10 protein-coding genes are annotated in these 12,733 nt (G+C 73.4%); all 10 read right to left on the reverse strand.

Annotation, left to right across the window (positions count from 1 at the left end):
• Positions 1-1,304 (reverse strand): FtsW/RodA/SpoVE family cell cycle protein (locus HMPREF9719_RS01270; protein ID WP_004600146.1); only part of this gene is annotated, 1,304 nt, incomplete at its 3' end.
• 138 nt (positions 1,305-1,442) lie between these two features.
• Positions 1,443-2,867, reverse strand: a complete 1,425-nt coding sequence (gene murD / locus HMPREF9719_RS01275; RefSeq protein WP_004600147.1) for a UDP-N-acetylmuramoyl-L-alanine--D-glutamate ligase — start codon at positions 2,865-2,867, stop codon at positions 1,443-1,445.
• Positions 2,868-2,873: 6 nt separating this feature from the next.
• A complete protein-coding gene (gene mraY / locus HMPREF9719_RS01280; protein ID WP_004600148.1) occupies positions 2,874-3,986 on the reverse strand; it encodes a phospho-N-acetylmuramoyl-pentapeptide-transferase in 1,113 nt (370 codons plus the stop codon).
• Positions 3,987-4,138: 152 nt separating this feature from the next.
• Positions 4,139-5,593 (reverse strand): UDP-N-acetylmuramoyl-tripeptide--D-alanyl-D-alanine ligase, encoded by a 1,455-nt coding sequence (locus HMPREF9719_RS01285; protein ID WP_004600149.1) that lies wholly within the window; start codon positions 5,591-5,593, stop codon positions 4,139-4,141.
• Between the two features lie 54 nt (positions 5,594-5,647).
• On the reverse strand, positions 5,648-7,189 hold the full coding sequence (locus HMPREF9719_RS01290; RefSeq protein ID WP_004600150.1) for a UDP-N-acetylmuramoyl-L-alanyl-D-glutamate--2,6-diaminopimelate ligase: 1,542 nt from the start codon (positions 7,187-7,189) through the stop codon (positions 5,648-5,650).
• A 102-nt stretch (positions 7,190-7,291) separates the two neighbouring features.
• The gene (locus HMPREF9719_RS01295) at positions 7,292-9,235 is read right to left on the reverse strand and encodes a peptidoglycan D,D-transpeptidase FtsI family protein (RefSeq protein WP_004600151.1); all 1,944 of its coding nucleotides are present in this window, start codon (positions 9,233-9,235) and stop codon (positions 7,292-7,294) included.
• A gap of 39 nt (positions 9,236-9,274) precedes the next feature.
• Complete coding sequence (locus tag HMPREF9719_RS01300) at positions 9,275-9,949, reverse strand: hypothetical protein (protein WP_004600152.1); 675 nt, start codon at positions 9,947-9,949, stop codon at positions 9,275-9,277.
• Positions 9,946-11,031, reverse strand: coding sequence for a 16S rRNA (cytosine(1402)-N(4))-methyltransferase RsmH (rsmH, locus tag HMPREF9719_RS01305; protein ID WP_004600153.1), 1,086 nt, complete (start codon positions 11,029-11,031; stop codon positions 9,946-9,948). The genes HMPREF9719_RS01300 and rsmH overlap by 4 nt, the downstream gene beginning before the upstream one ends.
• Before the next feature lie 231 nt (positions 11,032-11,262).
• The gene (gene mraZ / locus HMPREF9719_RS01310; protein WP_004600154.1) at positions 11,263-11,697 is read right to left on the reverse strand and encodes a division/cell wall cluster transcriptional repressor MraZ; all 435 of its coding nucleotides are present in this window, start codon (positions 11,695-11,697) and stop codon (positions 11,263-11,265) included.
• 487 nt (positions 11,698-12,184) lie between these two features.
• A complete protein-coding gene (locus HMPREF9719_RS01315) occupies positions 12,185-12,580 on the reverse strand; it encodes a DUF3040 domain-containing protein (protein WP_004600155.1) in 396 nt (131 codons plus the stop codon).
• Positions 12,581-12,733: the final 153 nt, after the last annotated feature.

Below are 12,733 nucleotides of genomic sequence, written 5' to 3' on the forward strand. Positions count from 1 at the left end.
GCCCCGACGCGCAGCAGCCGGTCGAAGGCGCAGGCGCCGTAGTTCTGCGCCGCGGAGACCGCCTCCGGCTCGTGGCGGGCGATGTTGGCGAGCACGCCCATCCCCGCGAGCGTGACGATCATCGACGTGCCGCCGGACGACATCAGCGGCAGCTGGATGCCGGTGACGGGCAGGAGCCCGACGACGTAGCCGATGTTGATGAACGCCTGGAACGCGGTGCTCACCGACAGGGTCGCGGCGAGGATCGCCTGGTAGCGGTCCGCGGCGCGCAGCGCGGTGCGGATCCCGAACACGGCGAGCAGGAGGAAGAGGATGATGACCATCGCCCCGCCCCACAGGCCGAGCTCCTCGCCGACGATGGCGAAGATGAAGTCGTTGTTGGCCTCCGGGAGGTAGAACCACTTCGCGCGCGACTGGCCGAGCCCCACTCCCCCGACGGAGCCGTCCGCGAGCGAGAGGAAGCCCTGGTAGGACTGGAACGCCGTGCCCTGGGTGTCGTCGAAGCGGCCGACGAGCGCGTCGAAGTAGACGTGGAAACGGTTCGAACGGAACGTCCCGCCGACGAGGATAACGACGAGGAACGCCGCAACCGCGGCGCCGGCACCGACGATGAGCTTCGGGGAGACGCCCGCGATGAACAGCGCGATGAGCGCGACCAGGGTGAACGCGATGCCCATGCCGAAGTCGCCCTGCGCCATGATGAGCACCGCCATGGTGCCGCTCACCGCGGTGAAGATGCGGAAGCGGTGCTTGTGCACCCCGCGGCGCGCGGCGTGCCCGGCGAGCAGGTAGGCGCCGAAGAGGGAGACGGCGAACTTCGCGAACTCGGAGGGCTGGAGGCTAAACGGCCCGAGCGGGATCCACGACTGGGAGCCGACTTCGGCGCGGCCGGTGCCCACCCCGGGCACGAGGACGGCGACGAGGAGGAGCACCGCGACGGCGAGGATGACGATCGCGCCGCGGCGCAGCCGGTGCGGCGGGGTGCGCAGCGCCAGCCAGAAGCACACGAGGCCCAGCGCGACGTAGACGAACTGGCGGGCGGCACTGCCCCACACGCTCGAGTTGTCGACGATCGACCACGTCATCGAGCTGGAGAGCGCCATGACCATCCCGAGCCCGACGAGCGTGAACACGACGAGCCGGATCATGAGGTAGTCGACGCCGGGGTTATCGCGCAGCGCCTTGCGCAGCCTGCCGTTGAGGCGCCGCAGCGCCCCGGGCTTGCGCCGCGGGCGGGGGTTCTCCCCGCCCGCGGGGGCGGGGCGCCCGGTGCGGGGCCTCCTGGTCGGTGTCGTCGCTGTCATCCCTGCCGCCTTCCGGTCGGCGCGGCCCCGGCGCCTCTGGACTATCGGGGTGGTGGCCGGGTTTATGTGGCCGCGCGGTTGTGGGTGCTGATCGGATCGTGGTGGTCTGCGAGTGGGTGGCTAAAGAAGTCTGTGTAGCTAACCGGCGCCCGGGGGCCTGCCCCGGGAGCTGGCGCGCGCGCCGTCGGCGAAGAGCTCGCCTCGCCTGGCCATGCCGGGGAACATGTCGAGGCTCGCGGCCGCGGGGGCTAGGAGCACGACGTCGCCCGGCTGCGCGAGGCCGGCGGCGGCCTCGGTGGCCTTAGCCATCGCGGCCTCGGGCTCGTCGTCGTCGACGACGACGACCGGCACGCCCGGCGCGTGGCGCTCGAGCGCCTCGGCGATGACGCGGCGGTCCTGGCCCAGGAGCACCGCGGCCTTGAGGCGGTGGGCGTGGCGCCGGACGAGGTCGTCGACGGCCGCGCCCTTGAGCTGCCCGCCGGCGAGCCACACGACGCGGTCGTGGCCGGCGAGCGCCCCGTCGGCGGCGTGCGGGTTGGTGGCCTTGGAGTTGTCGATCCACGCCACGCCGTTGGCCGTAGCGACGGTCTGGCCGCGGTGCGCCGCCGAGTGGAACCCGGCGAGCGCCGCGGAGATCGCGCCGGCGGCGACGCCCTGGCTGCGGGCGAGCGCCGCGGCGACGAGCGCGTCGGCGATGCCGGCGGGGCCGGGCGGGTCGATGCCCTCGACGCGGGCGAGGGCGACCGGCTCGGAGCCGGTGCGGTCGACGAGCGCGCCATCGGCCACGCCGAGCTGCCCGGGCTTGGGCTCCCCGAGCGTCGTCGCCGCCGAGAGCGCCGCGCCGGCGCGCTCGGCGGCCTCCAGCGCGGGCCGGTCGGGCCCGACGACGGAGAAGTCCGCGCTCAAGATCTTCGCCTTGTCGGCGGCGTAGCCGGCCATGCCGCCGTGCCAGTCGAGGTGGTCCTCGGCGAGGTTGAGCAGCCCGCCGCCGTCGAGGCGCAGCCTGCTCGTCCAGTGCAGCTGGAAGCTGGAGAGCTCGACGGCGAGGACCTCGGCCGGCTCGTCGCCGGCGAGCGCGTCGCACACGGCGGTGCCGATGTTGCCCACCGCGGCGGCATTCTTGCCGCCGGCGATAAGCATCGCCTCGAGCATCGCGGTCGCGGTGGTCTTGCCGTTGGTGCCGGTGATCCCGAGCCAGGTGCGCGGCGCGCCGAGGGCGCCTGAGCGGTCGACGCGCCAGCCGAGCTCGACGTCGCCGACGACCTCGACCCCGGCGGCCTTGGCCGCGGCGAGCAGCGGCGTGTCGGGCCGCCAGCCGGGGCTCGTGGCCACGAGGCTCGCGCCCTCAAGCAGGCCGCGGGCGGCCTCGGTGTCGACGGCGCGCCCGCCGGTCTCGGCGGCGAGCGCGCCCGCGCGGTCGAGGTCGTCGTCGGCGACGACGTGCTCGACGCCGAGGCGCTCCAGCAGGCGGGCCATGCCCCGGCCGGAGACCCCGGCGCCGGCGACGATGACGGTGCCTGAGAGCTCCTTGGGCAGCGCGGCGTTGGCGACGTTGTCGGTCATGGGTTCCTACACCCCCGCCCCGAACGCGCCGGTGGCGGAGAGCCACTCGCCGTAGAAGAGGGAGACGCCAAGCCCCACGGCCATCGCGGAGACGAGCCAGAACCTGATGGTCACGGTGGTCTCTGCCCAGCCGCCGTTCTCGAAGTGGTGGTGGATGGGCGCCATCCTAAAGAAGCGCTTGCCGGTGCCGTGGAACACCGCGACCTGGATGACGACGGAGAGCGCCTCGGCGACGAAGACGGCGCCGACGAGCACCATGAGCAGCTCCGTGCGGGAGAGTACCGAGAGCCCGACGACGAGCCCGCCGAGCGCGAGCGAGCCGGTATCGCCCATGAAGATCTTCGCGGGAGCGGCGTTCCACCAGAGGAAGCCCATGCAGGCGCCCAGGCCCGCGGCGGCGACGATCGCGAGGTCGAGCGGGTCGCGCACGTCGTAGCAGCCGGCGGCGGCCTCGAGCGAGCAGGAGTTGCGGTACTGCCAGAAGGTCATCACCGTGTAGCCGCCCATGACCAGCGCGGTAATCCCCGCGGCGAGCCCGTCGAGCCCGTCGGTGAGGTTCACGGCGTTGGACCAGGCCATGACGACGACGATGACGAACACGGCGAAGAGCAGGAAGCCCACTCCCCCGCCGAACGCGAGGTCGATGGTGTCGATGTCGCGGATGAAGGAGAGGTTCGTCGAGCCCGGGGTGAGCCCCTCGGGGTCGGGGAAGCTCACGACGAGCGCGGCGAGCGCGATGCCGACGACGAGCTGGAGGATGAGCTTCCAGGTCTTGTTGAGCCCGAGGTTGCGGTTGCGGAAGAGCTTGATGAAGTCGTCGAGGAAGCCGACGACCCCGAGCGCGAGCGTGAGCCCGACGAGGATGATGCCGGAGGCGCTAAAGCCCCCGGCGCCCGCCGCGAGCCCGACGAGCGAGGCCGCGACGTAGCCCACGACGATCGCCGCGAGGATCGCGAGCCCGCCCATGGTGGGCGTGCCTCGCTTGCGCAGGTGCGACTTCGGGCCGTCCTCGCGGATCTCCTGGCCGATGCCCTCGGTGGAGAAGTAGCGGATGATCAGCGGGGTCGCGAAGATCGCGACCGCGAAGCTCGCGATGCCCGCGATAATGATCTGTGTCAAGGCTATGTCGTCCTTTTACGCTCGGCTCTCTCGCTCGTGCCGCCCGCGCCCGGCGGCGGGGCCAACATCATTCGTCACATTATGCTCGCTAGATAACAAAAGCATACTCGAGCACCTTGCCCGAGTCGCGGGCGCCGCCCGGGCGCGCCGCCCTACTTCCCGAGGCCCTCGGCGACCTCCCAGAGGGCCTGCGAGTGGGAGGCCTTGACCACGACGACGGCCTCGTCGCCGGCCTCCTCGCGCGCGAAGCGCAGGGCCTCGTCGTTGCCGCTGGCGCGGCGCACGCGCACGCCCGCGGCCTCGGCCGCCTCGGCGAGCGCGCCCACCGGGCCCGAGCCGACCGCGACGAGCGCGTCGACCCCGAAGCCGGGCAAGCCCCGGCCGATGGCCTCGTGCTCGGCCTCGGCGGTGCCGCCGAGCTCGGCCATCTCGCCCAGCACCGCGACCAGCCGCCTGCCGCCGCCGGAGACGCGGCGCGCCGCGGTGAGCGCGGCGCGCACCGAGTCGGGGTTGGCGTTGTACGAGTCGTCGATGACGGTGAGCCCGCCCGAGGTTCGCACCGCCATGCGGTTCTTCGAGGCGGCCTCCCTGCTCGAGAGCGCCGCCGCGACGTCCCCGGGCTCAAGCCCGAGCTCGCAGCCCACGGCCGCGGCGGCGATCGCGTTGGCTACCTGGTGGGCGCCGTGGACCTTTAGGGAGACGTCGACCGGCTCGCCGTGCGGGGTGTGGAGTTTGAAGGACGCGCGGGCCTCGTCGTCGAGCTCGAGGGCGGTCGCGCGGTAGTCCGCGCCCGGCTCGCCGGACGCGGAGAAGGTCACCGCGCGCGCCTCGGTGCGCCCGGCCATCGCGGGCACGAACTCGTCGTCGAAGTTGAGCACCGCCACCCCGGAGGCCGGCAGCGCCTCGACGAGCTCGCCCTTGGCCCTGGCGATCGCCTCCCTGGAGCCGAACTCCCCGACGTGCGCGGTGCCGACGTTGAGCTCCACGCCGACCCTCGGCGGGGAGATACGGCACAGGTGGGCGATGTGGCCCACCCCGCGGGCGGACATCTCCGCGACGAGGAACTCGGTGTCCCAGCCGCAGCGCAGCGCCGTGTAGGGATGCCCGATCTCGTTGTTGAAGCTCCCCGGCGGGGCGACGGTCTCCCCCGCCTTCGAGAGCACCGCCTTGAGCAGGTCCTTCGTCGAGGTCTTCCCCGCCGAGCCGGTGATCCCGACGACGGTGAGCCGGCCGCGCTCGGTGAGCCGGTCGGCGACGTAGCGCGCGAGCCGGCCCAGCGCCCCGGCGACCGCCGCGGCGGAGCCATCCTCGTCGTGGGAGAAGGCCTCCTCGTTGCCGGCGCGCTTGCCCTCCGGCTCGACGACGACGGCCGGCACGCCCACCGGCCGCGCGGCGAGTACACCTGCGGCGCCGGAGTCGTTGACCGCCGCGGCGGCGAAGTCGTGGCCGTCGACCCTGGCGCCCGGCAGTGCGACGAACAGCCCGCCTCGGGCGACCTTCCGCGAGTCGAACTCGACCGGCGCGGTGACCCGCGCGTCCGGGTCGGGCGCGTCGACGAGCCGCCCGCCGGTGGCCTCGGCGACGTCGCGCAGCGTCATCTCGATCATGTGGCTAAACTCCCCTGCTCTCCTTCGGTCGGCGGTGACGGCGTGAATAAAGTCCTAGTCGTCGGCGGCGCCGCCCGCGCGGTTCGCGAGCGCGCGGCGCAGCTCCTCGCGGTCGTCGAAGGGCAGCGTCTCCCCCGCGACGAGCTGGCCGGTCTCGTGGCCCTTGCCCGCCACGACGATGGCGTCGCCGGGCCGGGCCCATTCGGCGAGGGTCTCGATCGCGTCGCGGCGGTCGGTCGCCTCGTAGAGCTCCGCACCGGTGTCTTCTGCTGCTTGCCTCGCGCCCTCGAGGACCGCGGCGCGGATCGCGGCCGGGTCCTCGTCCCTGGGGTTGTCGTCGGTGACGACGACGAGGTCCGCGCGGGCGGCGGCCTCCCGGCCCATGGCGGGGCGCTTCGAGGAGTCGCGGTTGCCGCCCGCGCCCACGGCGATGCCGATCCGCCCCGAGACCTGGCCCTTCAGGGTGTCGAGGACCTCGGCGACGGCGGCGGGCTTGTGCGCGTAGTCGACGAGCGCGAGGAAGTCCTGGCCGGCGTCGACGCGCTCCATGCGGCCGGGAACGGAGACCTTAGCGATCCCCGGCGCGGCGTCGGCGAGCGGCACCCCGACCCGCGCGACGAGCGCGAGCGCGAGCGCGGCGTTGGCGACGTTGAAGCGCCCCGGCAGGGGCAGCTCCACCCGGTCGAGCTCCTCGCCGGGGACGTTAAGCGAGAAGGCCTGCCCGCCGGCGTCGTCGGCGCCGAGCTCCCGGGCGGTGGCGTCCGCTGGGGCGCCGCGGGTGCTCAGCCGCCACGCGCGCTCCCCGGCGATACCGGCCATGCGCTCGCCCCACTCGTCGTCGACGGTGACGACCGCCCGCCTCGCGGCGAGCTTCGAGTCGGGCCTGAAGAACAGCGCCTTGGCCTGGAAGTAGTCCTCCATCGTCGGGTGGTAGTCGAGGTGGTCCTGGGAGAGGTTGGTGAACCCGGCGACGGCGAAGTCGACGCCGAGCACGCGGCGCTGCGCGAGCGCGTGGGAGGAGACCTCCATGACGACGTAGGTGACGCCCTCGCCGCGCATGCGGGCGAGCAGCGCCTGCAGGGTCGTCGCCTCCGGGGTGGTGAGCTTGGTGGGCACGGCGCGCCCGTCGATGCGGGTGCCGGTCGTGCCGATCAGCCCCACCGTCTTGCCGGCGGCCATGAGCGCCTTCTCGACGAGGTAGCTCGTCGTCGTCTTACCCGAGGTGCCCGTGATCCCGATGACGGTGAGCCCCTCGGAGGGGCGGCCGTGGATCTCGGCGGCGATGGTGCCGAGCACGTCGCGCACGTCGACCGCGACGAGCGCGGGCCTAGGGTCGCCCGCCTCGCGGAGGATGCCGAGGCCCGCCTCGTCGGTGAGGACCGCAGCGGCCCTCGACTGGCCGGCGTAGCTCGCGCCGTGGGCGCGGGTGCCGGGTAGCGCCGCGAACAGCGCGCCCTCGGGGAGCTCCTGGGCGTTGACGCCGATGTCGCCGACGCGGAGCTCGCCCGCGCGGCGCCCGCCGACGAGCTGCGCGCCGGTGAGCCCGGCGAGGGTCTCCAGCGTCGCGCCTGCCGCGCCGCGGGTGGTCTCGGCCATTATGGGGTGATCCTCCTTGGGTGGTCGGGAAGGGCGCCGGCCCGGGGCCGGGCCTGAGCGCGGTGGTCGATCGGCCGCCCCGGTCGGGCCGGGGGCGGGCGGCTACTGCTCGAGGATAAGCTTCCCCTCCGGCGGCGGGGAGAGCGGAACGTCGTTGCGGTTGAGCACCCACGAGGCGATGTCGCGGAACACGGGCGCGGCGGACTGCCCGCCGCTGCCGTCGTCCTCGACTCCGCTCTTCGGGTCGTCGAGAGTCACGGCGATGACGTAGCGCGGGTCGTCGGCGGGCGCGATGCCGGCGAACGTGATCCAGTTGGAGCTGTTGGAGTAGGCGCCGGTGTCCGGGTCGACCTTCTGGGCGGTGCCGGTCTTGCCGGAGGTCTGGTATCCCTCGACGGCGGCGTCGGCGCCGGTGCCCTGCTGGCGGCCCTGCGGGTCGGACTGGGTGACCGAGCGGAACATCTCCACCACGGTGCGGGCGGTCTCCGGGGAGAGCACGCGGGTGGTGTGCGGCTCGGGCAGCTCCTCGGGCTCGCCGTCGGGGCCGGTGACCTCGTCGACGATGCGCGGCTCGACGCGCTCGCCGCCGTTGGCGAGCGTCTGGAAGACGCTGGCCATCTGCAGGGTGGTCCACGACATGCCCTGCCCGATGGGGAGGTTCGCGAACGTGCCGTTCGACCAGTCCTCGAGCTCCGGCAGAAGGCCGGCGGACTCGTTGGGCAGCTCGATGCCGGTGGTCTGGCCGAGCCCGAAGCGCTGCAGGTAGTCGTTGTAGCGCTCCTCGCCGAGGCGCTGCGCGATCATCAGGGTGCCGACGTTGGAGGACTTACCGAAGATGCCGGTGGTCGTGTAGTTGACGTCGCCGTGCTCCCACGCGTCGCGCACGGTGAGCCCGTCCATCTCGATCTGGCCGGGCACGGTGTGCACCTCGTCGGGGGTGGTCTCGCCCTCCTCGATCGCGGCGGCCGCGGTGATGATCTTCGCGACCGAGCCCGGCTCGATCGGCGAGGAGACGACGGGGTTCTCGAAGGTCTTGCCGGCCTCGAGCTGCGGCTCGAGCGGCCGGTTGGGGTCGATGGTGTTGTCCGTGGCCATGGCGAGCACCCGGCCGGTGTGGGCGTCGAGGACGACCGCCTCGCCGGACTGTGCCCCGGAGTTCTCCACCGCGGACTCGATCTTCTGCTGCACGTAGGTCTGCAGGTCGAGGTCGAGGGAAAGCTTCAAGCCCGCGCCCGGCTCGGCGTCGACCTGGTTGCGCTTCGTGCCCGGGATCTCCTGGCCGTTGACCGACACGTCGACGGTCGTGCGGCCGTTGGCGCCGGTGAGCAGCTGATCGCGGGCGGCCTCGATGCCGAACTGGCCCTCCCCGTCGCGGGAGACCTTGCCGAGCACGTTCTCGGCGACCGGGCCGTTGGGGTAGTGCCGGATGTCCTGGTGGTCGGCAGCGATGCGGGGGAACTCGTCGGTGACGCGCTCCGCGACGTCCGGGTCGACGTTGCGGACCAACACCTCGTAGTCGGTGTCGGCGTGGAACTTCGCCTTGAGCTCGCGGGGGTTGATGTCGGCTGGCTCGCCGTCCTCGCCCTGCGCGCCGTCGGGCCCGATGAGCTCGGGCAGCTGGGTGGCCATCTCGTCGATGTGCGCCTCGACGCGCTTGTCGAGCTCGGCGGCGACCTCGTCCTCGCTCAAGCCCTCGTCCTCGCCCTCGGTCTGCATGTCGAGGTAGTTCGCCTCGCGCAGCTCCTTGCGCAGCAGCACCGGGGAGATGGTCAGGGTGCGGGCCTGCATCGTGTAGGCCAGCGGGTGGCCGGCGGCGTCGACGATCTCGCCGCGGCGGGCGGGCTCGGTGATGATGCGGGCGCGCTGCTCCTCGGCCTTGGCGGCGAGGTCGGGCCCCCAGACGATCTGCACCCACGCCAACCGCCCGATGAGCAGCGCGGCGAGCACGCCGAACGCCAGCGCGACGACGCCCATCCGGCGGCGCAGCACTCCCCCGGCGCGGCCCTGCCCCGACCTCTGGTCGGGCTCGCTGCTCCACCTGTCCAACGAGGCCTCCTAGTTCGCTCTTGTGGTGATGTAGTTCTACTACCTGGACGCCGGGTACGGCGCGAGGCCCGCGGTGCTGTCCTCGCCGTCGGCGTCGTTGTCGTCCTCGTCGTCGCCGCGCGCGGCGCGGCCCTCGGGCTCGTCGCCGTCCTCGCCGGCGGGGGCGGCGGGCTCGTCGCGGTCGCCGGGCTCCTCGCCGGCGGCGGCCGCGTGGTCCTCGTTGAGGTCGACGATGGAGAGCTTGCCGTCGCCCGGGGCGCGGCGCTCCTCGATCTCGCCGTTCTCCCCGACCTCGAGGATGCCGGGCTCGGCGGGCGCGACGAGCCCGTCGTCCGCGGCGCGGCGGGTGAGCTCCGAGGTGGAGCGCGCCCGCTCGACGTCGCGGTTGAGCGACTCGATGCGGTTATCGAGGCTCTGCTCCTGCGCGTCGAGCTCCTGGAGGGTGAAGGTCTGCTGGGTGACGGCCGCGGAGAGCCCCATCGCGCAGGCGACGCCGGCAAGCAAAAGGCCGATGGCCCAGACGCTCAGCCGCGCGAAGCCGGCGCGGCGGCGCCGCTCGACGAGCTGGCGGCCGCGCTCCTCCCGCGTGCCGCGGGTCGGCTGGTGGAGCGGCCTGCGGAACGGCCCGACGTGGCGCTCCGGGGCGAGCCCGGGGCGCGCGCCGCCGCGGGTGCGGGTGCCGCGCCGTTCGGGCGCGGGGGTCGTCATCGTCATCGCTCATCTCCTCGGTTACTCGTCGCCTGCTTGGCCCCGCCCTCGGCGCCGGCCGTGGGCAGGCGCTCGATGACGCGGACGCGCACCGGGGCGGCGCGCGGGTTGTCCTCGATCTCCTCGGCGGTGGCCTTGATGGCCTTGCCGGTGGGGAGCCGGTACTCCGGGGCGGTGCCCGGCAGGTCGACGGGCAGGCCCGCGGGGCTCTTCGAGCTCGAGAGGTCCTTGAAGGCCCGCTTGACGAGCCGGTCCTCGAGGGACTGGTAGCTCATGAACACCGCGCGCCCGCCCGGGCCGAGCGCGTGGCACGCGGCGGGCAGCGCCGCCTTAAGCGAGTCGAGCTCGCCGTTGACCTCGACGCGCAGCGCCTGGAAGGTGCGCTTCGCGGGATGCCCGCCGGTGCGCCTGGCGGGCGCGGGGATCGTGTCGTAGAGCAGCTCGACGAGCCGCGCGGAGGTCTCAAACGGCGCGCGCTCGCGCTCCCGGACCACGGCGGCGGCGATCTTGCCGGCGAAGCGCTCCTCACCGTAGGTCGAGAGCACCCTGGCTAGCCGGCCGTGGTCGTAGGTGTTGAGGACGTCGGCGGCGGTCGGCCCGGAGCTGGGGTCCATGCGCATGTCGAGCGGCGCGTCGACGCGGTAGGCGAAGCCGCGCTCCTCCTCGTCGAGCTGCATGGACGAGACCCCGAGGTCGAAGAGCGCGCCGGCGATCCCCTCCTCGCGGGCGAGGCGGGGCGCCTCCCCTGGGGCGGCGAGGATCCGGTCGAACTCGTCGAAGCGGGCCCGCACCGGGCTAAAGCGGTCGCCGAAGCGGGCGAGCCGCTCGCTCGCGTTTGCCAGAGCCTCGGCGTCGCGGTCGACGCCGATGAGCAGCGCCTGGGGGAAGGCCTCGAGCAGGTGCTCGGCGTGCCCGCCGGCGCCGAGCGTCCCGTCGAGGATGACGGGGTTCTCGGCCGCCTCGATGCCCGGCGCGAGGAGCTCGGCGACGCGGGCGCGCATGACGGGCACGTGGCCGTGGTTCGCGGCGCGGTCCTCGGCCTGCCGGCGGGCGTCGCCCCCGGCCCTGCCGGATGCTGCTGCGCTCACGTCTCGGGTCACCTCCCCCTTCGTCGCCGGGCGCCCCGGTCGATGCCGGGTCGCGTTGTCGTCTCCGTGGCCTGCGGGCGGGGCCGGCGTTGTCGTCGCCGCGCCCCGCGGGTCGTCCGCATGGAGCCCCACCCGGGCCGGCGCTCTGATGTCGGGGAAGTACACCAGAACCCCGGTCCGGATAGAGGTCCATCCGGGCGGCCCCTGACACGAGCCGCGCGGGACCGCTCGCTAGAGCAGCCCGCCCAGCACCTCGTCGGCGTCGGCCGCCGAGAAGGCGTCCTCGGTCTCTCGCTGGTAGGCGTCCCACGCCTCGGCGTCCCAGATCTCCAGGAAGTCGACCGAGCCGATGACCACGCAGTTCTTGGTCAGCTGCGCGTACTCGCGGTGCGCCGCCGAGAGCGTGATGCGCCCGTGGCCATCGGGGCGCTGCTCGTCGGCGCTGGCGGCGAGGTTGCGGATGAAGGCGCGAGCCTCCGGGTTCGTCCGCGAGACCGACGCCGCCTTGCGCGCCCTGGCCGCGAACTCCTCGCGGGGGTAGACGGCCAGGCTGTGGTCCTGTCCCTTCGTGATCATCAGCCCCCCGGCGAGCTCCTCTCGGAACTTCGCCGGAAGCGTGAGCCGCCCCTTGTCGTCGAGCTTCGGGGTGTAGGTGCCGAGAAACATCGGCTCCTCCCTTCCCCGCGTTAGCCCTCGCGACTCGAGTCGACCCTCGCGATCCGCGGCGGCGGGCCGCCGCGCATCGGCGAGCCCCACTTTAACCCACTTTCCCCCACTGGCTCTACCCCATCCGGCATCCCTGCCCAATAAGGCAGCGTATTCGCAGGTTATCGCAATCATCCGCGGTGGGGCGCGGCGGGGGCGGCGCGCCGCCGACACGCCGCAACAGAGCCCAATCGACCAGATGAGCCCCGATAGTCACACGCGCACCAGCGGGCGCCCCACGCCCTCCCCCGCCCGCCTAACGGTTCTTACCTGCACAAACGACGCCCCAAGCGCCACTACGGGGGACGCGCGGGGGCCGCGGGTGGGGGAAGGTGGGAGGAATCGCCGCGCGGTGGGGCAGAAAACCCGGCCGCGGGGGCGTTCGGGCGCGCGAAAAGGCCCCGCGCCCTCCGTGGGGAGGGGCGGGGCCTGCGGTCCCTGTCTGCGGTTAGCGCTCGAAGCGGCGGCGGAAGTTCTCCTCCATCCGGCCGCCCAGGGAGGAGCCGCCGGAGCCCGAGTTCTTCGACGAGCGGCCCTTCCCGCCGCCGGAGAAAGAGTCGTCGCCCGAGCCGCCGCCGCGCAGCATCCACACGCTCGCGCCGAACATGACGACGAAGCCGACGACGGAGAGGATGATGAACCACGTCGAGCCCTGCGCGAGCGCGACGCCGCCGACGAGGAGGACGAGCCCGAGGACGACGAGCGCGACGCCCTTGAGGGTCACGCGCCCGGAGCCGAAGCCCCCGCCCTCGCCGGAGACCTGGGCGCGGAACTTCGGGTCGTCCGCGAGCAGGGACTCCTCGATCTCCCGGAGTGCCTGCTTCTCCTGGTCTGAAAGCGCCACTTGTTCCTCCCGCGTGGACTCGTCGTGCTCGCCCGTCTCACTATGGATAACGCATAGCTTCGGCGGCGTGTTCCCGGCCGGGCGGCCGCGTCCGCGGCCCGGCGGGCTTGGTGGTGCCGGCCGCCGGGGCGTGTCCGCGGCCCCGGCTACCGG

This window comes from Corynebacterium otitidis ATCC 51513, assembly GCF_000296405.1.
In the GTDB taxonomy this organism is placed as follows: Bacteria; Actinomycetota; Actinomycetes; order Mycobacteriales; family Mycobacteriaceae; genus Corynebacterium; species Corynebacterium otitidis.

Coding starts and splice junctions, on each gene's coding strand:
- HMPREF9719_RS01290 (WP_004600150.1), bottom strand. CDS start 7,189: ATGGCCGAGACCACCCGCGGCGCGGCAGGCGCGACGCTGGAGACCCTC.
- HMPREF9719_RS01300 (WP_004600152.1), bottom strand. CDS start 9,949: ATGACGATGACGACCCCCGCGCCCGAACGGCGCGGCACCCGCACCCGC.
- HMPREF9719_RS01285 (WP_004600149.1), bottom strand. CDS start 5,593: ATGATCGAGATGACGCTGCGCGACGTCGCCGAGGCCACCGGCGGGCGG.
- murD (WP_004600147.1), bottom strand. CDS start 2,867: ATGACCGACAACGTCGCCAACGCCGCGCTGCCCAAGGAGCTCTCAGGC.
- mraZ (WP_004600154.1), bottom strand. CDS start 11,697: ATGTTTCTCGGCACCTACACCCCGAAGCTCGACGACAAGGGGCGGCTC.